Source organism: Sphingopyxis sp. JAI108, from assembly GCF_013410105.1.
GTDB classification, from domain to species: domain Bacteria; phylum Pseudomonadota; class Alphaproteobacteria; order Sphingomonadales; family Sphingomonadaceae; genus Sphingopyxis; species Sphingopyxis chilensis.
On the sequence record NZ_JACCCJ010000001.1, the window covers coordinates 813,468 to 835,904 of the forward strand.

Sequence of the window (22,437 nt, forward strand, 5' to 3'; positions counted from 1 at the left end):
GCACCTATGAGCACCGAAGTCAAAGTCCCCACGCTGGGCGAAAGCGTTACCGAAGCGACGATCGGCGAATGGCTGAAGAAGCCCGGCGAAGCGGTTGCGCTCGACGAACCCATCGCGAGCCTCGAGACCGACAAGGTCGCGGTCGAAGTGCCGTCGCCGGTCGCCGGCGTGATGGGCCAGCAACTCGCCGCTGTGGGCGACACGGTCAATGTCGGCGCGACGATCGCGACGGTCGAGGCGGGCGGTGCGGCCGCCGCGCCGGCGCCTGCCGCTGCTGCTCCCGCGCCGGCTGCGAAAGCCGAAGCCGCGGCGCCGGCACCTGCCGCGACCGCTGCCCCGGCCAGCGACGGCGTCGATACCGTGACGACCATGTCACCCGCGGTGCGTCGCCTCGTGCTCGAACATGGCGTTGACCCGACCAAGATCCAGGGCACCGGCAAGGATGGCCGCCTGACCAAGGAAGATGTGCTGGCCGCCGCCAGCGCGGCGCCCGCCGCCGCTCCGGCGCCCGCCGCCGCGCCCGCACCGGCAGCCAGCGGCGCGCCGGGCCGTCAGGAAGAGCGCGTCAAGATGACGCGCCTGCGCCAGACGATCGCCAAGCGGCTCAAGTCGGCGCAGGACACGGCGGCTATGCTGACGACCTTCAACGACGTCGATATGTCGGCGGTGATCGAGGCGCGGGGCCGATACAAGGACCTGTTCGAAAAGAAGCATGGCGTGCGCCTCGGCTTCATGGGCTTCTTCACCAAGGCGGCGTGCCTTGCCCTGAAGGACATTCCGGCGGTCAACGGCCGGATCGAGGGCGAGGAGATCGTCTATAATAATTACATGGACATCTCGGTCGCGGTTAGCGGCCCGAGCGGCCTCGTCGTCCCCGTCATCCGCAATGCCGAGACGCTGTCGTTCGCCGATATCGAAAAGACGATCGGCGATTTCGGCAAGCGGGCGAAGGAAGGCACGCTGACGATGGACGACATGACCGGCGGTACCTTCACCATCTCGAACGGTGGGGTCTTCGGCTCGCTGATGTCGACCCCGATCATCAACCCGCCCCAGTCGGCGGTGCTCGGGCTCCACCGCATCGAGGATCGTGCCGTGGTCGTGAACGGCGAAGTCGTCGTCCGCCCGATGATGTATCTCGCGCTCAGCTATGATCACCGCCTGATCGACGGCCGTGAAGCGGTGACCTTCCTCAAGACGATCAAGGAAGCGATCGAGGATCCGACCCGCCTCCTGATCGATCTCTAAAGATTTCTCCCCGTCCCCCGAGGGGTAAAGGAACGACAAATGGCTGATTATGACTACGACGTCCTTGTTATCGGTGCTGGCCCCGGCGGCTATGTCGCGGCGATCCGCGCAGCGCAGCTGGGCCTGAAGACCGCGTGCGCCGAAGGGCGCGAGACGCTTGGCGGCACCTGTCTCAACGTCGGCTGTATCCCGTCGAAGGCGATGCTGCATGCGTCCGAATATTTCGAAGCGGCGGCGGGCGGCTCGATGGCGAAGATGGGTATCAAGGTGAAGCCCGAACTCGACCTGCCGACGATGCACGGCCAGCGTATCGATGCCGTGAAGGGCCTGACCGGCGGCATCGAATTCCTGTTCAAGAAGAACAAGGTCGACTGGCTGAAGGGCTATGCCCAGTTCACGTCGAAAGACAGTGTCGAAGTCGCGGGCAAGGCCTATCGCGCCAAGAATATCATCATCGCGACCGGATCGTCGGTGACCCCGCTGCCCGGCGTTGCGGTCGATAATGACAAGCAGATCATCGTCGATTCGACCGGCGCGCTCGAACTCGCGAAGGTTCCGGGCCACATGGTCGTCATCGGCGGCGGCGTGATCGGGCTCGAACTCGGCAGCGTGTGGCGCCGCCTCGGTGCGAAAGTGACCTGCGTCGAGTTCCTCGACCAGATCCTGCCCGGCATGGACGGCGACGTCCGCAAGGAAGCGAACAAGATCTTCAAGAAGCAGGGTATCGAGTTCAAACTCAAGACCAAGGTGACGAAGGCTGAAGTGAAAGGCAAGAAGGCGGTCCTGACGCTCGAACCCGCAGCCGGCGGCGGTGCCGAAACGCTCGAAGCCGATGTCGTGCTGGTGTCGATCGGCCGCCGTCCGAACACCGACGGCCTTGGCCTCGACAAGGCGGGCCTTGCGGTCAACCAGCGTGGCCAGATCGAAACCGACCATGATTTTGCGACGCAGGTTCCGGGCATCTGGGCGATCGGCGACGTCATCCCCGGCCCGATGCTCGCGCACAAGGCCGAGGATGAAGGCATCGCCTGCGCCGAGAATATCGCGGGGCTGACCGGCATCGTGAACCACGACGTCATCCCGTCGGTCGTCTACACCTGGCCCGAGATCGCCGGCGTCGGTCTGACCGAAGAACAGGCGAAGGAAAAGGGCGAGGTCAAGGTTGGCAAATTCCCGATGCTCGCCAACAGCCGCGCCAAGACCAATCATGAGCCCGACGGTTTCGTGAAGGTCATCGCCGATGCCAAGACCGATCGCGTGCTCGGCGTGTGGTGCATCGCGAGCGTTGCCGGCACGATGATCGCGCAGGCGGCGCAGGCGATGGAATTCGGCGCGACGTCGGAAGACATCGCCTATACCTGCCACGCGCATCCGACGCACAGTGAAGCGATCAAGGAAGCCGCGATGGCCGTGACGGGCAAGCCGATCCACGTCTGACGAAGCCAAATGCGGGAGAGTATCATGGCGACGCACGGGCTCTGGGCAGCGGCTTCGCTGGCACTCTCCCTCGCGGCAACCGGCGCGCAGGCCACACCCGACCTGAACGCGGCCCAAGCTCAGCTAGCGGCGCTGCTCGACAAGAACTACCCGACGCTCGAGGCGATCTACAAGGATCTGCACCAGCACCCCGAGCTCGGGATGCAGGAGGTTCGCACTGCGGGCATCCTCGCGCAGCATCTGCGCAAGGCTGGCTTCACCGTGACCGAGAAGGTCGGCGGGACTGGAGTCGTCGGCGTGCTCAGGAATGGCGAGGGGCCGACGATCCTCGTGCGCGCCGACATGGACGCGCTGCCGATGGAGGAAAAGACCGGGCTCGCCTGGGCGAGCAAGGCGCGCGCGACCTATGAAGGCAAGGATGTGCCGGTAATGCACGCGTGCGGCCACGACACACATGTCGCCTATCTGGTCGGTGTCGCACGGGCGCTCAGCGCGATGCGCGACAGCTGGTCGGGTACCGTGGTTCTCATCGGCCAGCCCGCCGAAGAACCGCTCATCGGCGCGCGGGCGATGCTCGACGACGGCCTCTTCGAGCGATTTCCAAAACCCGATTTCGGTTTCGCGGCGCATGTTACCAACCTTCCGGCGGGCGTCGTCGCGATCAAGGCGGGAGCCTCCTCGTCGGCATCGGACAGCTATTCGATCACTTTTCACGGGCGCGGCGGACACGGATCGATGCCCGCTGCAACGATCGACCCAATCCCTATCGCGGCGCGCTTCGTCACCGATACGCAGGTGGTGATCAGCCGCGAGAAGGATCCGGCCGCCTTCGGCGTTCTGACCATCGGGGCGATCAACGCCGGCAGCGCACCGAACATCATCCCCGACAGCGCCGAGGTGAAGGTCAATCTGCGCTCGCAATCGCCCGAAGTGCGCAAGCTGCTGCGCGACGGGGCCGCGCGCGTCGCGAAATCCGCAGCCGCGATGGGCGGCGCGCCCGAGCCGACGATCCGCTATCTAAGCGGAACCGGCGTGATGACGAACGACGAGGCGATGGCCAATGCGGCGGTAACCGTCCTGACGCCGGTTTTCGGCAAGGGCCTGGCTTTCGCGCCGGCAAGTGCGACGCCGATGTCGGGAAGCGAGGATTTTTCGGAGTTCGTGGACGCGGGTGTCCCGTCGCTTTTCTTCGGAATAGGGGGTTATGACCCCGCCATGCTCGCCGAGCTCAAGGCAAAGGGCGAACCCGCACCGACCAATCATTCGCCGTTCTTCGCGCCGAAGGCCGAACCGGCGATCCGCAACGCCGTGACCGCGATCGTCCTTTCGATCGTTGGTGGCGTACGGCCAGCCGCGAAATAGGCTCGCGTCTTGTTCGAGTTCGACAACGCGCTGATCGTCCGCCTGCTCGACCTGATCGGGATCGGCGTTTTCGCGCTGTCGGGCGCGCTGATGGCGGTGCGCTTGCGCCAGACCCTCGTGACCGCCGCCTTCTTTGCGCTCGTCACGGGCGTTGGTGGCGGCAGTGTGCGCGACCTGTTGATCGGCGCGCCGGTCTTCTGGGTGCAGGACGGCGCGATTGCGGCGGTGTGTATTGCGATCGCACTGATCGTCTGGCTTACCCCCGAACGTTGGTGGCAGGGGCAATTGCTCGAATGGGCCGATGCGGTCGGACTTGCTGCCTATGCCGTGTTCGGCACGGCGAAGGCGCTGGCGTGGGGCGTGCCCCCGGTCCCGGCACTGATGATGGGGGTCATTACCGGCTGCGTTGGGGGCACGATCCGCGATATCCTTGCCGGCGTGCCATCGATCATCATGCGCCCGGAGGTCTATGTGACCGCGGCCGCGCTCGCTTCGGGACTGTTTCTGCTGCTGCAATCGCTGGGTACGGGAACGCCGGTCGCGGCCGTTGCGGGCGCGGTCGCAGGCTTCATCCTGCGCGGTGCGGCGATCCACTGGTCACTCGCGCTACCGACCTATCGCGGGCAATAGGCTTGCCAAATCGCGAAACTGTGGCAGTTTCGCCTTATGAACAGTGATGTCAGCACCATCGCCCGCCGGGTGAGGGGCCAGGCGGACGCCCTGCCCGAGCTGTTCGGTCGCTTCGATTTTGACAAGGCGCCCGAACGCTGGGCGCCCGAGGCCGATGCAGTCAGCGAGCTGAGCCGCGTCCGCAGCATCGACCGTGCGTCCTATCTGGAGGATCCCGACCTGCTAGGGCGCATCCGCGAATATACGATGCTCGGCGACCGGACGGGCGACGCCTATGCGGCGCTGATGCCGCGTTACGGCTTCCAGCGCACCGTCGCGATGCTCGTCGATGCGTGTGACAAGGGCATCGATGCGGTCGAAGACGCACCGCCCGAACTCGCCGCGCTGATCCACGAGATGGAGCAGAAGCCCGAGTGGCTCGACATGCAGTTGGTCGAGGAAGGAGCCGCCTATGAACGCAACGCCACCGCGCACCTGTCACCCTTCCTGATCCGCGGCGCCTTCATCGCGACCTTCCTCAACAAATATTCGGCGCTGCCGATGGCGCTGACCGGCACGCTCGGCCAGGCGACTGCGGCACGGCGGGTCAAGGAAACCGCGACTTTCTTCGCCACGACGGCTCTGCCCGGCGCGCTCGATCGCTTTGGACCGGGGTTCAAGGCTGCGGCGATGGTGCGGCTGATGCACTCGATGGTGCGCGTCAACGTGCTGTCGCGCCCCGGCATGTGGGACGCCGAAACCTATGGCATGCCGATCCCGCAGCTCGATCAGATGCCGGCGGGGCTGATCCCCGTCTATTTCCTGTCGCAGGAGGTGCTGGCGAAGGGGCGCACCAGCTTCACGCGGCTCGAACGGGCGCGCGTCGAGCTGGCGCGCTATCGCTGCTACCTGCTGGGGCTGCCCGAGGATCTGCTTGCAGACACGCCGCAGGAAATCGTCCGCATCTGGCGCACGCGCAGCGCGACGCTCCGCTACGAATATGACGACGTGGTCTGCGGGGGCTTGCTCCGCGCGACGATGGACGCCGAACTGTCGAAGGACATGTCGCCGAAGGGGCAGGTCAAACGCCGCCTCGAATATTCGGTCAGCCGCGTCTTCTTCGTGAAGGCGTTCCTCGCCGGGGACGAGGGCCGTGCGGCAAGCGTCGGGGTGCCGGTGCGGCGCCGCGATCATCTCATCTATGGCGCGACGATGCTCGGCATCGCGGGGCGCATGGCGGCGTACCGTGTCGCCTCACGCATGCCGTTCATCCGCCACCTCGCCGATCGCCGCCTCGTGCATCGGATCGAGCGCCAGCTGGCCGAATATGGTCGCGCCGAATTCACATCCGACGCCGCGCATTACAAGCCTGCGACGGCGAGCTAACTTTCGAACCAAAGGATTTTCATGCAGACAGAGCAGGCGGCCGTTAACGGCATCAGCATCACTTATGAGGACAAGGGCCCGAAGGGCGCGCCGGTCATCCTGCTGGTCATGGGGCTCGGCGGCCAATTGACGCTCTGGCCCGACGAATTCGTCGATGCGCTGAACGAACGCGGTTTCCGCACCATCCGCTATGACAATCGCGACGTCGGTCTGTCGACGCGGTTCGAGGCGGCGGGCATTCCCAATGTGAAGTGGATGATCGTCAAATCGGTGATCGGGCTGCCGGTGCGCCCTGCCTATACGCTTGCCGACATGGCCGCCGACGGCGTCGGCCTGCTCGACCACCTTGGCATCGACCGTGCGCATGTCGTGGGCGTGTCGATGGGCGGGATGATCTCGCAGCATATCGCCGCGCGCTATCCGGAGCGCGTGTTGTCGCTGACTTCGGTGATGTCGACGACGGGCAACCGCCGCCTGCCGCGCGCGCAGAAGGAAGCGATGCAGGTGCTCGCCAACCGTCCGATGAATGGCGACAAGGAGGCGCTGATCGCATACTCGGTCAATGCCGCGCGCGTGATCGGCAGCCCCGGCTATCCGTCGGCGGAAGACCGGCTGCAGCGCCGCGTGCGGGCCGATTTCGAACGTGGCTGGTATCCGCCGGGCGTCGCGCGGCAAATGGCGGCGATCGTCGCCGATGGCGACCGGCGTGCGATGCTGAAGGATATCAAGGCGCCGACACTGGTGATCCATGGCGAGGACGATCCGCTGGTGCCGCTGCCTGGCGGGCGCGACACGGCGGAGAATATCAAGGGCGCGCGGCTGCTGACGATCCCCGGTATGGGGCACGACCTGCCGCTCGCGCTGGTCGATACGCTGGCCGATGCGATTGCCGAGCACGTCAAGGCGGTCGCGGAGGCGGCCTGATCGCTCCCCTCCCATTTATGGGAGGGGTCGGGGGAGGGTATGTCGATCACGCGCGGGTCGGGTTCGAAACAGGCCCTCCCCTGACCCCTCCCGCAAGCGGGAGGGGAATATCCTTATTTCAGCAGCAGCGCCAGCGCCCCGAAGAAGCCCTTCGCCTCCGCCTTGCCCGGCCGCGGAACGGCGGGCAGATATGCCCGGCAATCGAGGCACGAGGCCTGTACCGACCCCGCCTGCGTCAGCATCGTGAGGTCCTGCACCAGCCGCCGTTCGGTGAGCTGGCGGTTCATCGCGGCGATGCCGAACCAGCCGCGCGGAAGCGCCGCAGTTTCTTCCTCGGCGCCCGACCAACTCGCGAGCATCTTCGAAAATTCGCTCGGCTCGTCCTCGAAATATTTGGCATGAAAATCGCCGTCGACCTTGGCGAGCTTCGCCGCAGCGGCCAGCGCATCGGGCAGGCCGCCGAACTGGTCGACAAGGCCGATCTGGCGCGCGGTGCCGCCCGCCCAGACGCGCCCTTCGGCGATGGGCAGGATTTTCTCGAGCGGCTGCTTGCGGCTCTTCGCGACAAGGCCGGTGAAGCGGGCATAAATGTCTTCGACGCTCGCCTGCGCGAGTGCGTTGAACTCGTCGTTCACGCCGCCGAAGACGTCGGGCTGGCCCGACAGCGGCGTCGTTGCGATCCCGTCGGCATTGACCCCGATCTTCGCGAGCGCCTGGTCGAAGCTGGGCAAGATGCCGAACACGCCGATCGATCCGGTGATCGTCTCGGGCTCGGCAAAGATGCGGTCGGCGGGGGTCGAAACCCAATAGCCGCCCGACGCCGCGACATTCGCCATCGAGACGACGATCGGCAGCTTCTTGGCCTTCGCGGCGAGCAGCGCCTGGCGGATTTCTTCGGATGCGAGAACCGACCCGCCGGGTGAATCGACGCGCAGGACAATCGCCTTGATGCTGCTGTCGGCGGCGGCATCGAGAATGTGCTGCGCGACGGTTTCGCCGCCGGCGACGCCGCTCGGCGCTTCGCCATCGACAATCTCGCCAACGACGGGGACGACCGCGATCGCGCTGCCCTTCTGCTCGGGCGGGTTGGCGGCGACCCAGTTTTCGAGCGGGATCGCATTATATTCCCACGGCTTGCTGTCGTCGGCAACGCCGCTGATCTCGGCGACGCGGCGGTCGAACGCCATGCGGCTGCCGAGCTTGTCGATGAGGCCGGCATCGAACGAGGCTTTCGACAAGTCGTTGCCCGCGGCCTTCACCGCGCCGGCGGTGTCGGCGATATAGGCGTCGATCTTCGCCGCCGGGCGCGCCTTTTTGACGTCGCTCAGCCAGTTTTCCCAGAGCACCCCGGCATAGGCAAGGTCTGCTTCCTTGGCTTCGGGCGACTGGTCGGTGCGGAGGAAAGGCTCGACCGCGCTCTTGAAGGTTCCGACGCGGTAGATATGCGCGGTGACGCCGAGCCGGTCCATCAACCCCTTGTAATAGAGGCGCGATCCGCCCGGTCCGGCGATCGCGACGCCGCCGATGCTGTCGGCCCAGATTTCGCTCGCGTGCGACGCAATCTGGTAGCTGTCGGTGGTGTAGGCGGTGGCAAAGGCGAGCACGGGCTTTTTCTTCGCGCGCACCTTGTCGACCGCGGCGCCGATTTCGGCGAGCGACACCTGACCGCCGCCGAGGAAACGGTCGAGGTCGAGCACGACCGAGGTCACGCGCTTGTCATCGGCGGCGACCTCCAACGCATGGACGACGTCGCGGACGCGGATTTCCTTGAGCCCCGCGCCGCCCGACAGCGCGGAAAGCGGGTCGACTTCCGACGGTTGTTCGCTGACGATGCCGTCGAGTTCGACCAGCAATGCGCCTTCGCTGACCGGCAGGCCGGCGTTCGGGCGTCCGGCGAGCAGGCCGAACAAGGCGACGAAGAAGAGCAGCAGGAAGATCAGCGCAAGCGCATCCTTGATCCCGACGAGCAGGTTCCAGACCTTGCGTGGGAAGCTGGTCGTCGACTTGGGCTTGTCCTCGCCCGGAAGCGGGCGGCGGACGGGGATGGCCCAGGGGCCGGCGGGATCGTTGGGAGCGCTCGTGGTGCTGTCGGTCATGCCCGCAAACCTAGGGATGCGCCTCGCCCTTGGCAATGCACGCTTCGACGGGCGAACGGCGCAGCCATACCGGCGACATCAGAGCCAGCCTTCGCGGCGGTACCAGCGCACCGTTTCGGCAAGCGCGTCGTCGGTGCCCAGCTGGGGCCGCCAGAGGTCGGCGGGCGGGCACGCGCCCTCGGTCGCGACCCAGTCGGGATGCGCGATATAGCGCGCGCGGTCAGGGGTCAGCTTGGCGCGGCTGCGACGCACCAGCGTGTCGAGCCGGCCGCCGGCCTTGAGCAGCAAGGCCGGGGTCGCGAGCGTCGAGAGGCGCTGGCGTCCGACGGCGCGCGCGACGGCGCGGGCGAAGCCGCGGTGCGACCAGCCGGTCGGTTTGCCGTCGTCGGGCTCGTAAATCTGACCGATGCTCGCGCCGCGATCGGCGGCGAGCGTCACGAGCAGCCGCGCGAGTTCGTCGACATAGATCGCCGACATGCGCCCGCTGGGCACCAGCGCGATGCCGCGCCGCGCCATGCGGAACAGGTCGAGCATCTCGGTATCGCCGGGCCCGAAGACCGCGGGCGGGCGCACGATCGTCCAGTCGAGCCCGCTATCCTTCACGGCAGCCTCGGCGCGCTCCTTCGACCAGCCGTAGTTGGAGAGGCCGGGTTCGCGCGCCGCAAGCGAGGAGACATGGACGAAGCGCGTTACCCCGGCACCGCGGGCGGCATCGACGACATTGGCGGTGGCGGTCGCATTGCCCGCCTCGAAGGCGGCGCGGGTGGGTACGTTGACCACGCCAGCGATGTGCATGACGGCATCGGCGCCCGCCGCCATTTCGGCGAGGCTGTCGGACTGGTCGAGCGCACCCTCGATCCACGTCACGCCGCCCTGTTCGGGCTGCGGCCGGCGGGTGAGGGCGCGGACATGCCAACCCGCCGCGACGGCGTCGCGCATCGTCGCCCCGCCGACGAAGCCGGTCGCGCCGGTCATCGCGAGGACGGGTTTCACAGCAAGACCATATGGTCGCGGTGGACCATCGCACTGCGCGGCGCATAGCCGAGCGCCGCCTCTTGCGCATCGCGGCCGAGGCCGGCGATGTTGGCGGCGTCGGCGCCCGGATATTCGGAGAGGCCGCGCGCGATGACGCGTCCGTCGGGACCGGCGATGTCGAGGATGTCGCCGCGCGCGAAGCTGCCGCTGACCGCGGTCACACCCGCGGCGAGCAGGCTCGCGCCGCCTTGCAGCGCCTTGGCGGCGCCCGCGTCGATCTCGATCCGGCCCTTCGCGGTCAAGCCGCCCGCGAGCCACGCCTTGCGCGCGCTCGCGCCTTTTTCGGCGGCGAACAATGTGTGCCGCGCTTCGGTCGACAGCGGCCGGTCGATCCGGCCCGATGCGATCGCGAGATGCGCGCCCGCGGCGTTGGCGATGCGCGCCGCCGCGATTTTCGACACCATCCCGCCCGATCCCATGCCCGAGGCGGAGCCGGTATCGGCCATCGCCTCGATGGCCGAGTCGATGCGTTCGATGCGCGCAATATGGACCGCGCCGTCCTGCGCCGGATTGCGGTCATAGAGGCCGTCGATATCGGAGAGCAGGATCACCCCGCCCGCCGCCGCCGCCTGCGCGACGCGCGCGGCGAGGCGGTCGTTGTCGCCGAAGCGGATTTCCTCGGTCGCGACGCTGTCATTCTCGTTGATGATCGGGACGACGCCGAGGCTGAGCAGCCGGTCGAGCGTCGCGGCGGCGTTGAGATAGCGGCGGCGATGCTCGAGGTCGTCCAGCGTCACGAGCATCTGCGCCGCGGTCAGCCCTTCGGCGCCGAGCACTTCGGCCCAGACCTGGCTCAGCGCGATCTGCCCGGTCGCGGCGGCCGCCTGTGCATCCTCCAGCGTTCCGCGCCCGCCCTTGGCGAGCCCCAGCCGCCGCGCGCCGAGGGCGATCGCGCCCGACGATACCACGGCGATTTGCTGGCCCGCGCGCGTCCGCTCGCCGATGTCGGCGGCGATCCCGGCAAGCCAGTCGCGCCGCACCGCGCCCGCCGGATCGACGAGCAGCGCCGATCCGATCTTGACGATCAGCCGGGGGCAGGCGGCGGGCGGAAACAGGCTCATGGCGCCGCCGATAGCGCGATGCGTGTGCGCCGCCAATGCGAATGTCCCCGGGGGCGGCTTTCGCGCAATTTTATTCCGAAGTTGTCAATGTTCACGTTCCCCTTCGGTATAATGATACCCGTCGGAAACCGGGCGAGGGGGCGGAGGTGGGGTGCTGCTGAGCGTAGAGCGTGCATGGCGGGGCGGAGGTTATGCGCCCGCGATAATGTAGGACAGCGATTTTTCTGATGGCGTTTTTGGGGTGGAAAGCCGACCTACTCGGAGGGAGCTTCGTTCCCGATAAAACCTATATCAAAGCCTCCGACCGAAGCCGAAGCCATCAAGCATGCTATCGCCTCGTCGTCCTCGGCTCTTGGTGGCAGAGGAATTTTCCGGAGCCATTCGGGACTGATAGTGCGCGGGCCGTATTCTGATTTCAGAGCTCCCTTGGCAGCGGGGCCACAAATCGCCTCTAGCTCTTTGGAAAATGCCGCATCATCCGTTTCGGCGGCTCGAAGCTTTGATACCTTGTCAAGAAGCCCTCGCTTAGACAGCCAAGCAGTGGCCTCCTCTCGATAAGCTGCTGAATATTTGGCCGCTCTTATCTCATCAAATCCCTTCTGAAGTTCAGGCGGCAGCTCGACATCGTGGTAACCGGCGGCCCTTTCGATACATTGGAGTTCCGCCTCTGATGCGTCGCGAACGGTTAGGACATAGGACTGCAAAAGATCTTCATAACGGATGTCGACCCCTCCTGCGCCACATCCCTTGATTTGCTGGGCTGCGGTCTCGGGGCTGACCAATTCCGGGCGTTCCGGTGTGTCGGAAGCCGACGACAAACCCAGAATGATGATCGGAAGTATTGTTACGAAGAAGCTCATAACTGGGAACATCGCATGGACGATTGATGTCCGCAATCGGTCGGATAGCTGCCAATCCAGCCGCGCCCCAAAAAATGAAGTCCGCCGGCAAGCCGGCGGACTTCAAGAGAGCAAGATGGCCTTGGTTCCACCTTCCTCGGGTCGCAGGCCATTCATGACCGATTCGCACGCTTGTTTCGCTACCCACCTGGGTAGGGAGCGGATTTTTTTCATTTTGTCGCATTGCGCTTGCCATTGCGGTTCGGCTCCCGTCAAATGCCGGGGCTGCGTATCTTCTGTGGGGAGAAGTGCATGCAGGGCGAACAGCGACCGGCCTTTCCGACCGACCATAATGCGCCGGCCGAATGGGAGGTGCTCAACGCGCTGATCGGCGAAATCTATGATTCCGTCCTTCATCCCGAAAGCTGGAACGAAACCCTCGCCCGCATCACCGGCACGCTCTGTCCGTTGAGTTGGGAGGCGGCGTTCATCCTCTGGGAAAGCAGCAATCCGCCGAGCGCGCGCTTTGTCGCGGCGAGCGGCCTCGCCGCCGGGGTGCAGGAAATCTATTCGGCGGTTTACGCCGGCAATCATCCCTGGTCGCGCAAGCTGATGCGCTATGGCAATGGCAGCGTTGTCGACAGTTTCGATATCATGACGCGCGCGGAGTTCGCCGAAACCGAATTCTTCCGCAATTTCCTGCAACCATGGGGCATCGACCGGCTGGTCGCGGTGCTGCTCGACCGGCGCGGGGGCGAGCGGCTCGGGCTGATGCTCCCGGGCCCGGGCGACCGCGACGTCGAACGGTTGAAACGCGGCCTGCGCGTGCTGGCGCCGCATATGCAGCGCGCGATGCGGATCAGCGACCGGATCGCGACGCTCGACCTTGCCGCGGGCGCCGCGCGGGCGGCGGCCGACGCTGCGCCCTTCGCGATCTTCAGCCTCGACGACCAGCTCAACGTCCTTGCCGCCAACGCCCCCGCCGCGCGCTACGAACGCGCGGGCTTCATCCGGACCGCGCAGGATCGCTTCGCCTTCACCCATCCGCCCGGCCAGAAGCGGCTGCTCGACCTCGTCAAAAGCCCCGATCCCGCCGGCCTTGCCTTCCAGACCGTCGCGCCATCGGGCAAGGAATGCCCCGTACTCGTCGCGCGCGTCACGCGGCAATCGGCGCAGCAGCTTGGCGGCGTCCGCCTTGGCGCCTCGTTGATCGTCACGCTCGGCAGTTCGCCGGGTGAAACCCCGGTGGTCGAGATCGACCGCGTTGCGCAATGGTTCGGCCTGACCCCGGCCGAAGCGCGCCTCGCCGTCGCGCTGGCCGCGGGCGACACGCTGCAGGACTATGCCGCGCTGCGGGCCGTCAGCCTCAACGCGGTGCGTTTCCTTTTGAAGGGGATTTTCCGCAAGACCGGCGCGAACAGCCAGGCGCAACTCGTGGCGCTGCTCGCAAGGCTGCCGGCGCCGGGCGAAGCATGATTTCCTCCGGCGCGGGGGCTCAGCGGCCGCCGCCGAAAGTATAGCTGAGCGCGACTCCCGCCGACGGCTGGCCGCGCGATCCGAGTTCGCGCGTCACCGGCGAGTCGGCGGCATCGCCTACGAGCCGGTCGTAACGGCCGTACACCGCGAAGCCCCAATTGCGGCCGAGCATGCGGTGATAGCCGGCGGTGACGCCGACCGACTGGAGCCCGCCGTCCGGGTCATAGGCGGGAAGCCCGGAGGCGACCGCTGCCTCGGGAGTCACGCCGAAATAGGCGCGGGTGTATCTGGAGTCGCCGAAGGTGACGCGCGGGCCGATCGAAAAGAGCCAGTCATCGCCTTCGCGCGCGATATAATCGGCGCTGACTTCGCCGACCCAGCCCTTGTGACCGCTCAACCCCTTGCGCCCTTCGGCGCGAATGCGGAGCGACGGCGTGAGCGCGACCTGCGCGAAGCCCCCGGCCTCGATCGAGAAACCGACCTTGGGCAGGTCGGCGCCGATGTCGGACGCCTTGCGCTTGCCGATGAAGCCCAGGGCGGGGCCGAAAGCGAAATTGCCCGTATGGACGAGCGGCTGGCCGAAGCTTTCGTCGGGCGCTTCGAACTCGAATTCGCTGTCGCGCGTGCGCGAGACGTCGATATAGGGGCCGACGCTGAACTTGTCCGCGCCCGGCCACGACGGCGAGAGCTGGGGGCCGAGGATGATGCGCGTACGCTTTTCGCTGCCTTCGTCCTCCTGCGCCTGCGCCGGAATGGTGGCGAGCGGAGCGGCGAAGACGGCCAGGAGAAGCAGGTTGCGGCGAAACGGCATACGGAACTCCTTGTTGTTCCGCATGAAATCCCCCGCGGCGGGCTTGGTTCCTAAAGCGGCGACCAGTCGCTCGCTTCTTCGCTCTCGTCCTCGCCGGGTTCGGGGTGGCCGATCGCTTCGAGCAGTTTGTCGAGCACTTCAGGCACGCCCGCGCCGCTCGCGCCCGACAGCGCCATCACCGGATGGCCGCTTTCGGCCTCGAGTTCGGCCGAAAGCGCCGCGATCAACTCGTCGTCGAGCGTGTCGGTCTTGTTGAGCGCGACGATCACCCGCTTGTCGATCAGGTCGGCGCCATAGGCTTCGAGCTCGTCGCGCACGATGCGGTAGCTGGTCGCGACATCCTCGTCATTCGCATCGACGAGGTGGAGCAGCACGCGGCATCGTTCGATATGGCCGAGGAAGCGGTCGCCGACCCCGGCGCCGTCGGCGGCGCCCTCGATCAGCCCCGGAATGTCGGCGACGACGAACTCGTGCCCCTTGTGGCTGACGACGCCGAGCTGGGGGCGCAGCGTGGTGAAGGCATAGGCGCCGACCTTGGCCTGCGCGTTGCTCACCGCGTTGATGAAGGTCGACTTGCCCGCGTTCGGCAGGCCGACGAGCCCCGCGTCGGCGAGCAGCTTGAGGCGCAGCCAAACCCACATTTCCTCGCCCGGCCAGCCCGGTCCGTGCTGTCGCGGGGCGCGATTGGTCGAGCTCTTGTAGCTCGCATTGCCGCGCCCGCCGTCGCCGCCGCGCAGGAAGACGAGCCGCTCGCCTTCCTTGGTCAAGTCGGCGAGCAGGCTGCGTTCCTCGTCGTCGTCGAGGATCTGCGTGCCGATGGGGACCTGGATGACGAGGTCGGGGCCGCCCGCGCCGGTGCGGTCGCGCCCGGCGCCGGGGGTCCCGCGCTTTGCCTTGAAATGCTGGGTGTAGCGAAAGTCGATCAGCGTGTTGAGGCCCGCGACCGCCTCGAAGACGATGTCGCCGCCCTTGCCGCCGTTGCCGCCGTCGGGGCCGCCATATTCGATATATTTCTCGCGCCGGAACGACACGGCGCCGGGGCCGCCGTCGCCGGACTTGATGAAGATCTTGGCTTGGTCGAGGAAGTGCATGGCGGGGCCTTCAGGGGCGAGGAATCGAAACTAAACCTCTAAACCCGCTCGTGTCGAGCGAAGTCGAGACACCCCGCAGCACGGCGTCAAGCCGAGAGGCATCTCGACTTCGCTCGATGCGAACGGAGACAGGGGATGCGCGCCCTTAGCGCCAGCGTAACAAAATTACCAGCCTTTAGGCTTGCGGCTTGCCGCCATGTTCGGCCCAGAATTTGGCGATGCGGCCGTTGATCAGTTCGGTCGCGAGCACGCGCGAGGTGTCGCGCGGCAGGCCCAGCGCCTCGGCCATCGGGCCGCCGAGCTGCGCGTCGCCCAATGCCATCAGGACCAGCGCGAGCGTGTCTTCGTGCATCAGGCGCTTTTCGTCGGCATCGGGCGCCATGCCGTCGATCAGGCGGTGGATGGCTTCGACGATCGGGTCGAGCGCGTCGTCATTGCCGGTTGCCGCCATCCAGGTCGCGAGCGCGCCCGCGCCGCCGCTGTTGAAGGCGTCGAAGGCGAGGTCGACGATCTCGCGCACATTCCGTTCGCCGGGTGGCGATTCGGCCATTTTCCTGCCGATCGTCGCGCAGACGGTTTCGGCCTGATAGGCGGCGAGCGCCTTTTGCAGCCCCGCGGCGCTCCCGAAATGGTGGAGCAAATTGGCGTGGGTGCGGTCGATCCGCGCCGCGACGGCCTTCAGCGTCACCGCCGCCGGCCCCATTTCGATCAATATATGGCGTGCAGCCTCGAGCGCCGCCGAACGGCTTTCCTCGGGACTCAAGCGCTTCTTCACTATTGACATATATGTAAGTAAACCCTATTTCCTGGCCCCGACAACCCTTTTCGACGGTATGAGCCATATGTCCAGCCTTTCCCAGTCGCCGACCCCCGCCGATCTGTCGATCACGCCGCGCGACATGCGCTTTGGCCGCGACAATGCGCAGGGCCGCTGGTGGCTGAACGGCGACCCGATCGCCTCGGCGTTTCACACGGCGCTGTCGGTGACCTTCCCGCGCGGCGAGGCGATGTTCATCGAGGCGGTGAAGGCGCACCGCGACGGCGTGCCCGACAGACTGGCGCGCGAAATCCGCGCCTTTACCCAGCAGGAAGTGATCCACAGCCGCGAGCATGTCGTATTCAACAAGAAGGCGGCGGAGGCGGGCTACGACCTCTCCGAACTGGAAGCCGACGTCAACCAGGTGCTCGACCTGATCAAGACGCGGCCGCAGATCGTCAACCTGATGGCGACGATCGCGCTCGAACATTATACCGCGATGATGGCGGCGGTAATGCTGAAGGACGCAAAGATGTACGAGGGGGCCGAGCCCGAATGGGCGGCCTTGTGGAAATGGCACGCTATCGAGGAAATCGAGCATAAGGGCGTGGCTTACGACACCTGGCTCCACGCGACGAAGGACTGGAGCCGCTTCAAGCGCTGGCGCGCCAAGTCGCTGATGATGCTGCTCGTCACCACACGCTTCTGGCCCAAGCGCGTGAAGGGGATGAAGGCGCTGCTCAAACAGGACGGCCTTACCGGCTGGCGCGTCACGGCGCGCATCTGGTGGTATCTGCTCGGCACGCCGGGCGTGCTGCGCAAGAGCTTCTTCCCCTGGCTTTCCTATTTCATGCCGGGCTTCCACCCCTGGAACCATGACGACCGCGCGCTGATCCGGAAATATGAAAGCGACTATGCCGACGCGATCATGCCGGCGCATTCGTCGAAACCCGAATTGGCTGCGGCGGCAGCCTGACCCGCGAAGGCGGGCACCCGGAGCGGTTTCTCTCTCCCCCTCCGCAGGCCCGCCTTCGCGGCGACAATCGCCGATCGCGGCTGGACGCGGCGATGCTCCTCCCATATCGCTCAGGGCGTGGGGAGGGGACCATGCGACCACATTTGACCGCCGCCGAAGTCACGCAGATCGAACTGCAGCTTGCCGGACTTTCTTCGCTGCTCGAATTCGGCTGCGGCGAAAGCACGCTGGTGGCGGCGCGGCAGGTGCGGCGGATCGTCAGCGTCGACAGCGATGCCGCGCGACTTCGCAAGGTCCAGGGCGAGGTCGCGCGCGAGGCGGTCGAGTTCACCCCCGCCCATATCGACATCGGGCCGGTGGGCGAGGGCGGCTATCCCGCCGACGAAAGCCGGCTGCGCGACTGGCCGCGCTATCACACGCATATCTGGCGCGGCATGGGCGGCAGCCCCGATGCGGTGACGGTCGCGGGGCGTTTCCGTGTCGCGTGCCTGTTGCAGGCGATCATCCATTGCAAACCCGACTGCGTCTTCCTGTTCCACGACTTCAACGAGAAGCCGCATTATCATGCGGTGCTGCGCCATGTGGACGTGCTGGCTCGCGTCGGCAGGCTGGGCGTCCTGCGCACCAAGCGGCAGGTCGACGGCACGGCGGTTCTGCACGACCTGTTCGACCATTTTCTGAACCCCGATTGACCGCTCCGCCGCGCTTCGGCACATCGGGGCGATGTTCACAGCACCCCCCGTCATCGAAACCGACCGCCTGCGCCTGCGTTCCGGGCGCCTTGCCGACAAGGACGTCCATATCGCGATGTGGGCCGACGAGCGCGTCACGCGCTTCATCGGCGGCGAACCGCGCAGCGCAGACGTCAGCTGGGGCAAGTTCCTGAGTTCGGCGGGGCTGTGGCCGGTGATGGGTTTCGGTTACTGGGTGTTCGCCGACCGGGCGAGCGACGCGCTGATCGGCATGGGAGGGCTCAGCTATTTCTGCCGCGGGATTCCCGAGCTCGAAGGGCGGCCGGAGGCGGGCTGGGCGTTTGACGCCGACCATTGGGGCGCGGGCTATGCGACCGAGGCGATGACTGCGGCGCTCGGCTGGGCCGACGCGAATCTCGATGCCAAGGACGTGCGCTGTATCATCGACCCCGGCAACGAGGCATCGGAACGCGTGGCGGGGAAACTCGGCTTCCGGCGCATCGGGGAAAGCGACGCGCTGGGGCATGTCGTGGCGATTTATTCGCGGCCGAGGGGTGGCTGATCCGTCATTGCGAGGAGCCGAAGGCGACGCGGCAATCTCCCGCTATAGATCTTGCGCAAGGTCGATAGCTGGAGATTGCTTCGCTCCGCCCGCAATGACGAGGACCGAAGTGCGGTTAGGCCACCTCGACCACCAGCACTCCGCCGTCGGCGCTGACGACACGGACCTTCGTGCCTTCGGCGGCGTCGGGGCCGCGCACCGGCCATTCGCCGTCGCCGACCCTCGCGCGGCCGCGGCCATCCTCGATCGCCATGGTCAAGGTCAGCACCTCGCCGACCAGCCGGCCGCCGCGCTGGTTGAGATGCGGGTCGGTCGTGGTGATCGGATTGGCTTTCAGCCAGCGGCGCCCGCCATAGAGCGCGACGAAGGCCAGGATGGCGAAGATGCCGAGCTGGAAGGGAACGCTGAGCGGCACGATCCACGCGATGACGCCGGTAACGATCGCGGCGGCGCCGATCCAGATGAGGAAAAAGCCCGGCGCGACGATCTCGGCCGCCGCGAGCAGCACGCCGAGCGACAGCCACGCCCAATGCGGTTCCATGTTGGTGAGCCAATCGGGCATGTCAGGCGCCCGCCTTGCGCTCGAACGCATCCTTGGCGAGTTCGCCGATGCCGCCCAAGGTTCCGATCAGCTGCGTTGCTTCGACCGGGAAGAGGATCGTCTTGCTGTTCGGGCTGGTCGCGAACTGGCCGACCGCCTCGACATATTTCTGCGCGATGAAATAATTGATCGCCTGCGCATTGCCGCCGGCGATCGCGTCGGACACCATCTGCGTCGCCTTGGCTTCGGCCTCGGCCTCGCGCTCGCGCGCCTCGGCGTCGCGGAAGGCGGCTTCGCGGCGGCCCTCGGCCTGCAGGATCTGGCCCTGCTTCTCGCCCTCGGCGCGCAGGATTTCCGAGGCCCGCATGCCTTCGGCCTCAAGGATGTTGGCGCGCTTTTCGCGCTCGGCCTTCATCTGCCGCGCCATCGCGTTCGAAATGTCGGCGGGGGGGCGGATGTCCTTGATCTCGACGCGCGTGATCTTGACCCCCCACGGCGTCGTCGCATCGTCGACGACATGAAGCAGGCGCGTATTGATCTCGTCGCGCTTCGACAGCGTTTCGTCGAGATCCATCGAGCCCATCACGGTCCTGAGGTTCGTCGTCGTCAGGTTCATGATGGAAAGATAGAGGTCGCTGACCTCATAGGCCGCCTTGGCGGCGTCGAGCACCTGGAAGAAGACGACGCCGTCGACCGCGACCATCGCATTGTCCTTGGTGATGATCTCCTGCCCCGGAATGTCGAGCACCTGTTCCATCACATTCACCTTGCGCCCGACGCGGTCGAAGATCGGCATGATGAAGTTGAGGCCCGGCTGCGCGGTATGCGTGTAGCGGCCGAAACGTTCGATCGTATAGGCATATCCCTGCCGCACCGGCGTCAGCGCCCAGATCAGGAACACCAGCGCCAGAACCACGAGTGCGAGCGCGAATTCCATCGATCATCCCCTTCCCACATATTGCATCGCTGCAAGCCCGCTTCCTTATTGCGGGAATGGCCGGGTTGCGCCACAGAAAAGCGCATGACCTCAAGTGACTGTTCGGCCGGCTATCCGCCCCGCTCCCTGCTCTATGTTCCGGGATCGAACGCGCGTGCGCTCGAAAAGGCGGGCGGGCTTGCCGCCGACATGCTGATCATCGACCTGGAGGACGCGGTGCCCGAGGGGCGCAAGGCGGAGGCGCGCGCGGCGATGCGCGCGGCGGTGACGACGGGCTTTCCGGGCAAGCGCGTCGCAGTGCGGATCAACGGCACGGGCAGCGAGCATCAGGCGGCGGACATCGTTGCGGTCGCAACGCTGCCGATCGATGCCGTCGTGCTGCCCAAGGTCGATTCCATCGCCGACCTCGAACCCGCGCGCGGGCTGGCGCTGCCGCTTTTTGCGATGATCGAGACGCCGGTCGCCGTCTATGCCGCGCGCGATATCGCCGCCGATCCGGCGGTGTCGGGATTGATCGCGGGACTCAACGACCTCGCCCACGAGCTCAAACTTCCCGACGGCATGGACCGCGGCGCGATGAGCCATGCGATCCAGGCGATCGTGCTCGCGGCGCGGGCGGGCGGGGTCTGGGCCTTCGACGGCGTTTATAACGCGATCGACGATGGCGCGGGTTTCGCAGCCGAGGCGGCCGAGGGGCGACGGCTGGGCTTCGACGGCAAAACGCTGATCCACCCGTCGCAGGTCGAGCCGTGCAATGCCGCCTTCGCGCCGTCGGAGCGCGAGATCGCGGCGGCCGAGGCGCTCGTCGCGGCGGCGACCGGCGGCGCGCAGCGGCACGAGGGGCGGATGATCGAGGACATGCACGTCGCGGCGGCGCGCGCGTTGCTGGCGCGGGCGGGGCGGTGACTCTTTCCTCCCGCTTGCGGGAGGGGAGCCTGCCGTTCGTCGTTCGACGAACCGCCTTGCCTGCTTGCGGCGGAAATGTCATGCCGCGCGCCCATGAAAGCTGCTCCTTTCCGCGCCGCCATTGCGGCCGTCGCCCTTCTTTCCTTCACGCCGAGCGTTTCGGCGGCGCCCGCGAAGGCCGATGCCCCGGTCACCGAGGCCGAGCTTGCCGCGCACATCAAGGTGCTGGCGGACGACGCGTTCGAGGGCCGCGCGCCGGGTAGCGAGGGTGAGGATCGCACAATCGCCTATGTCGTCGGCGAATGGGCGAAGGCCGGGCTCGAAGCCGTTCCGGGCAGCGCGACGCCGTGGCTCCAGCCGGTGCCCTTCCTCGAGACGCAGGCGCTTGGCGGATCGGCGAAGTTCAAGGTAAGCGGCCGCGATTTCGCGCTGGGCGACGACGGGATCGTCCTGAACGGCCGCGATGCGTCGGTCGCGCTCGCGGGCGTACCTGCGCTCTTCGTCGGTTATGGCATCGACGGCGCCGGCAAGGTCAATGCCGACGTCAAGGGCAAGCTCGCGATCATGTTGTTCGACAACGCGCCCTTTGGCGACGACCTGCCGCGCTATCGCGAGCGGCGGCAGATGCTTGCCGACGCGGGCGCGAGCGCGGTGCTCGTGATTTCGACGGGTGCGGTGCCGTGGCCGGCGCTGCGCGAAAGTCTCGGCAGCAAATATGTGCGCCTCGCGAGCGCGAAGGCGGGCGCGCCGGTCAGCGGTTTCCTGTCGCCCGAAGCCGGCGATGCGCTGCTCAAGGCGGCGGGGCAGGATGGCGCGGCGCTGCGCGAGGCCGCCAAGTCGCCCGATTACAAGGGCGCCGCGCTGCCGGTGACGGCGGACTTTACCACGCAATCGGCGGTCCGCCCCTTTGCCAGTCACAATATCATCGCCAAGCTGCCCGGCGCGAAGCCCGACGGCAAGGCGGTGCTGTTCCTCGGCCATTGGGACCATCTCGGCATCTGCGCGCCCGAGGGCGAGGCCGACCGCATCTGCAACGGCGCGGTCGACAATGCGAGCGGGATCGCGGTGCTGATCGAGATCGCGAAGCGGCTCGGCAAGGGCGCGCGCCCCGACCGCGACATTTATTTCATGGCGACGACCGCGGAGGAAAAGGGCCTGCTCGGCGCGCATTATTTCGCCGACCATCCGGTGGTGCCGCTGTCCGACATCACCGTCGCGCTCAACGTCGATACGATCGCGATTTCGCCGCGCGGCACGCCCGTCGCGACGATCGGGCGCGGCAAGCCCGCTTATGACGCGGTGGTGCGGGAGGCGGCGACGAAGCTCGGCCGCACGCTCGACGAGGATGGCGAGGCCGATGCCTTCATCCAGCGGCAGGACGGGTGGGCGCTGGGTGCCAAGGGCGTGACATCGTTGATGGTCGGCGGCAGCTTTTCGGACATGAAGCTGCTCGAAGCCTTTCTGAGCAGCGATTATCACGGTCCGGCGGACAATTTCTCGGACAAGATCCCGCTCGGCGGCGCGGCGGAGGATGCGGATTTGCACGTCGCGCTGGGGCGGGCGTTTGCCGATACCAAGCGGTGGCCGGGTAGGTAATTCTCTAGATCGTCATTGCGAGCGAAGCGAAGCAATCTAGGGCCGTTTACGCCACTCTGGATTGCTTCGCTTCGCTCGCAATGACGAGAATGGCG

Annotated in this window: 21 protein-coding genes; 12 read left to right on the forward strand and 9 right to left on the reverse strand. The window is 66.6% G+C overall.

Annotated elements, in window-relative coordinates:
* Nucleotides 1–6: 6 nt before the first annotated feature.
* From odhB to HDC29_RS03920, 6 genes are read left to right on the forward strand one after another with little or no spacing between them, the layout of a single operon-like run.
* Nucleotides 7–1,248 (forward strand): 2-oxoglutarate dehydrogenase complex dihydrolipoyllysine-residue succinyltransferase, encoded by a 1,242-nt coding sequence (odhB, locus tag HDC29_RS03895; protein WP_179494567.1) that lies wholly within the window; start codon nucleotides 7–9, stop codon nucleotides 1,246–1,248.
* Between the two features lie 39 nt (nucleotides 1,249–1,287).
* Complete coding sequence (lpdA, locus tag HDC29_RS03900) at nucleotides 1,288–2,685, forward strand: dihydrolipoyl dehydrogenase (RefSeq protein WP_179494570.1); 1,398 nt, start codon at nucleotides 1,288–1,290, stop codon at nucleotides 2,683–2,685.
* A gap of 24 nt (nucleotides 2,686–2,709) precedes the next feature.
* Nucleotides 2,710–4,047 (forward strand): amidohydrolase, encoded by a 1,338-nt coding sequence (locus tag HDC29_RS03905; protein WP_218844293.1) that lies wholly within the window; start codon nucleotides 2,710–2,712, stop codon nucleotides 4,045–4,047.
* A 9-nt stretch (nucleotides 4,048–4,056) separates the two neighbouring features.
* Nucleotides 4,057–4,677 carry a trimeric intracellular cation channel family protein gene (locus HDC29_RS03910; RefSeq protein WP_257018020.1) on the forward strand — a complete coding sequence of 207 codons (621 nt, stop codon included), beginning with the start codon at nucleotides 4,057–4,059 and terminating at the stop codon, nucleotides 4,675–4,677.
* A gap of 36 nt (nucleotides 4,678–4,713) precedes the next feature.
* Complete coding sequence (locus HDC29_RS03915; RefSeq protein WP_179494574.1) at nucleotides 4,714–6,042, forward strand: oxygenase MpaB family protein; 1,329 nt, start codon at nucleotides 4,714–4,716, stop codon at nucleotides 6,040–6,042.
* Between the two features lie 21 nt (nucleotides 6,043–6,063).
* Nucleotides 6,064–6,966, forward strand: a complete 903-nt coding sequence (locus tag HDC29_RS03920; RefSeq protein WP_179494576.1) for an alpha/beta fold hydrolase — start codon at nucleotides 6,064–6,066, stop codon at nucleotides 6,964–6,966.
* 113 nt (nucleotides 6,967–7,079) lie between these two features.
* Here the strand turns inward: HDC29_RS03920 and sppA are convergent, their stop codons facing one another.
* The 4 genes from sppA to HDC29_RS03940 form a co-directional block, all read right to left on the reverse strand.
* Nucleotides 7,080–9,062 carry a signal peptide peptidase SppA gene (sppA, locus tag HDC29_RS03925; RefSeq protein WP_179494578.1) on the reverse strand — a complete coding sequence of 661 codons (1,983 nt, stop codon included), beginning with the start codon at nucleotides 9,060–9,062 and terminating at the stop codon, nucleotides 7,080–7,082.
* A 78-nt stretch (nucleotides 9,063–9,140) separates the two neighbouring features.
* A complete protein-coding gene (locus tag HDC29_RS03930) occupies nucleotides 9,141–10,037 on the reverse strand; it encodes an NAD(P)-dependent oxidoreductase (protein ID WP_179497216.1) in 897 nt (298 codons plus the stop codon).
* Between the two features lie 14 nt (nucleotides 10,038–10,051).
* A complete protein-coding gene (gene proB, locus HDC29_RS03935; protein ID WP_179494580.1) occupies nucleotides 10,052–11,158 on the reverse strand; it encodes a glutamate 5-kinase in 1,107 nt (368 codons plus the stop codon).
* A 254-nt stretch (nucleotides 11,159–11,412) separates the two neighbouring features.
* Nucleotides 11,413–12,018 (reverse strand): hypothetical protein, encoded by a 606-nt coding sequence (locus HDC29_RS03940; protein WP_179494582.1) that lies wholly within the window; start codon nucleotides 12,016–12,018, stop codon nucleotides 11,413–11,415.
* Between the two features lie 291 nt (nucleotides 12,019–12,309).
* On the opposite strand from HDC29_RS03940, the gene HDC29_RS03945 reads away from it, so the two are divergent.
* Nucleotides 12,310–13,473, forward strand: a complete 1,164-nt coding sequence (locus tag HDC29_RS03945) for a helix-turn-helix transcriptional regulator (protein WP_179494584.1) — start codon at nucleotides 12,310–12,312, stop codon at nucleotides 13,471–13,473.
* A gap of 19 nt (nucleotides 13,474–13,492) precedes the next feature.
* Here the strand turns inward: HDC29_RS03945 and HDC29_RS03950 are convergent, their stop codons facing one another.
* The 3 genes from HDC29_RS03950 to HDC29_RS03960 all read right to left on the reverse strand — a co-directional run bounded on the left by HDC29_RS03950 (nucleotide 13,493) and on the right by HDC29_RS03960 (nucleotide 16,159).
* Nucleotides 13,493–14,284, reverse strand: coding sequence for a MipA/OmpV family protein (locus tag HDC29_RS03950; protein WP_179494586.1), 792 nt, complete (start codon nucleotides 14,282–14,284; stop codon nucleotides 13,493–13,495).
* Between the two features lie 50 nt (nucleotides 14,285–14,334).
* Entirely contained in the window at nucleotides 14,335–15,375 is a 1,041-nt protein-coding gene (gene obgE / locus HDC29_RS03955) for a GTPase ObgE (RefSeq protein ID WP_179494589.1), read from the reverse strand.
* A gap of 175 nt (nucleotides 15,376–15,550) precedes the next feature.
* A complete protein-coding gene (locus HDC29_RS03960; RefSeq protein WP_179494591.1) occupies nucleotides 15,551–16,159 on the reverse strand; it encodes a TetR/AcrR family transcriptional regulator in 609 nt (202 codons plus the stop codon).
* Nucleotides 16,160–16,217: 58 nt separating this feature from the next.
* Here HDC29_RS03960 and HDC29_RS03965 point away from each other — a divergent pair, with 58 nt between their 5' ends.
* The 3 genes from HDC29_RS03965 to HDC29_RS03975 all read left to right on the forward strand — a co-directional run bounded on the left by HDC29_RS03965 (nucleotide 16,218) and on the right by HDC29_RS03975 (nucleotide 18,362).
* Entirely contained in the window at nucleotides 16,218–17,108 is an 891-nt protein-coding gene (locus HDC29_RS03965; protein ID WP_179494593.1) for a metal-dependent hydrolase, read from the forward strand.
* A 131-nt stretch (nucleotides 17,109–17,239) separates the two neighbouring features.
* Complete coding sequence (locus HDC29_RS03970) at nucleotides 17,240–17,800, forward strand: hypothetical protein (RefSeq protein ID WP_257018021.1); 561 nt, start codon at nucleotides 17,240–17,242, stop codon at nucleotides 17,798–17,800.
* A 31-nt stretch (nucleotides 17,801–17,831) separates the two neighbouring features.
* Nucleotides 17,832–18,362 carry a GNAT family N-acetyltransferase gene (locus HDC29_RS03975; protein ID WP_179494597.1) on the forward strand — a complete coding sequence of 177 codons (531 nt, stop codon included), beginning with the start codon at nucleotides 17,832–17,834 and terminating at the stop codon, nucleotides 18,360–18,362.
* 115 nt (nucleotides 18,363–18,477) lie between these two features.
* Here HDC29_RS03975 and HDC29_RS03980 read toward each other — a convergent pair whose 3' ends face one another.
* Both HDC29_RS03980 and HDC29_RS03985 read right to left on the reverse strand, forming a co-directional pair.
* A complete protein-coding gene (locus HDC29_RS03980; RefSeq protein WP_179494599.1) occupies nucleotides 18,478–18,924 on the reverse strand; it encodes an NfeD family protein in 447 nt (148 codons plus the stop codon).
* A 1-nt stretch (nucleotide 18,925) separates the two neighbouring features.
* Nucleotides 18,926–19,840, reverse strand: a complete 915-nt coding sequence (locus tag HDC29_RS03985) for an SPFH domain-containing protein (RefSeq protein ID WP_179494601.1) — start codon at nucleotides 19,838–19,840, stop codon at nucleotides 18,926–18,928.
* A gap of 84 nt (nucleotides 19,841–19,924) precedes the next feature.
* Between HDC29_RS03985 and HDC29_RS03990 the strand changes: the two genes are divergently transcribed.
* Both HDC29_RS03990 and HDC29_RS03995 read left to right on the forward strand, forming a co-directional pair.
* A complete protein-coding gene (locus HDC29_RS03990) occupies nucleotides 19,925–20,746 on the forward strand; it encodes a CoA ester lyase (protein WP_179494603.1) in 822 nt (273 codons plus the stop codon).
* A gap of 93 nt (nucleotides 20,747–20,839) precedes the next feature.
* Nucleotides 20,840–22,342, forward strand: a complete 1,503-nt coding sequence (locus tag HDC29_RS03995; RefSeq protein ID WP_257018022.1) for a M28 family peptidase — start codon at nucleotides 20,840–20,842, stop codon at nucleotides 22,340–22,342.
* Nucleotides 22,343–22,437: the final 95 nt, after the last annotated feature.

Coding starts and splice junctions, on each gene's coding strand:
- HDC29_RS03915 (WP_179494574.1), top strand. CDS start 4,714: ATGAACAGTGATGTCAGCACCATCGCCCGCCGGGTGAGGGGCCAGGCG.
- HDC29_RS03990 (WP_179494603.1), top strand. CDS start 19,925: ATGACCTCAAGTGACTGTTCGGCCGGCTATCCGCCCCGCTCCCTGCTC.
- HDC29_RS03945 (WP_179494584.1), top strand. CDS start 12,310: ATGCAGGGCGAACAGCGACCGGCCTTTCCGACCGACCATAATGCGCCG.
- HDC29_RS03950 (WP_179494586.1), bottom strand. CDS start 14,284: ATGCCGTTTCGCCGCAACCTGCTTCTCCTGGCCGTCTTCGCCGCTCCG.
- obgE (WP_179494589.1), bottom strand. CDS start 15,375: ATGCACTTCCTCGACCAAGCCAAGATCTTCATCAAGTCCGGCGACGGC.
- HDC29_RS03985 (WP_179494601.1), bottom strand. CDS start 19,840: ATGGAATTCGCGCTCGCACTCGTGGTTCTGGCGCTGGTGTTCCTGATC.
- sppA (WP_179494578.1), bottom strand. CDS start 9,062: ATGACCGACAGCACCACGAGCGCTCCCAACGATCCCGCCGGCCCCTGG.
- HDC29_RS03920 (WP_179494576.1), top strand. CDS start 6,064: ATGCAGACAGAGCAGGCGGCCGTTAACGGCATCAGCATCACTTATGAG.
- HDC29_RS03970 (WP_257018021.1), top strand. CDS start 17,240: ATGCGACCACATTTGACCGCCGCCGAAGTCACGCAGATCGAACTGCAG.
- HDC29_RS03975 (WP_179494597.1), top strand. CDS start 17,832: ATGTTCACAGCACCCCCCGTCATCGAAACCGACCGCCTGCGCCTGCGT.
- lpdA (WP_179494570.1), top strand. CDS start 1,288: ATGGCTGATTATGACTACGACGTCCTTGTTATCGGTGCTGGCCCCGGC.
- HDC29_RS03980 (WP_179494599.1), bottom strand. CDS start 18,924: ATGCCCGATTGGCTCACCAACATGGAACCGCATTGGGCGTGGCTGTCG.
- HDC29_RS03960 (WP_179494591.1), bottom strand. CDS start 16,159: ATGTCAATAGTGAAGAAGCGCTTGAGTCCCGAGGAAAGCCGTTCGGCG.
- odhB (WP_179494567.1), top strand. CDS start 7: ATGAGCACCGAAGTCAAAGTCCCCACGCTGGGCGAAAGCGTTACCGAA.
- proB (WP_179494580.1), bottom strand. CDS start 11,158: ATGAGCCTGTTTCCGCCCGCCGCCTGCCCCCGGCTGATCGTCAAGATC.
- HDC29_RS03995 (WP_257018022.1), top strand. CDS start 20,840: ATGAAAGCTGCTCCTTTCCGCGCCGCCATTGCGGCCGTCGCCCTTCTT.
- HDC29_RS03905 (WP_218844293.1), top strand. CDS start 2,710: ATGGCGACGCACGGGCTCTGGGCAGCGGCTTCGCTGGCACTCTCCCTC.
- HDC29_RS03965 (WP_179494593.1), top strand. CDS start 16,218: ATGTCCAGCCTTTCCCAGTCGCCGACCCCCGCCGATCTGTCGATCACG.
- HDC29_RS03940 (WP_179494582.1), bottom strand. CDS start 12,018: ATGAGCTTCTTCGTAACAATACTTCCGATCATCATTCTGGGTTTGTCG.
- HDC29_RS03930 (WP_179497216.1), bottom strand. CDS start 10,037: ATGACCGGCGCGACCGGCTTCGTCGGCGGGGCGACGATGCGCGACGCC.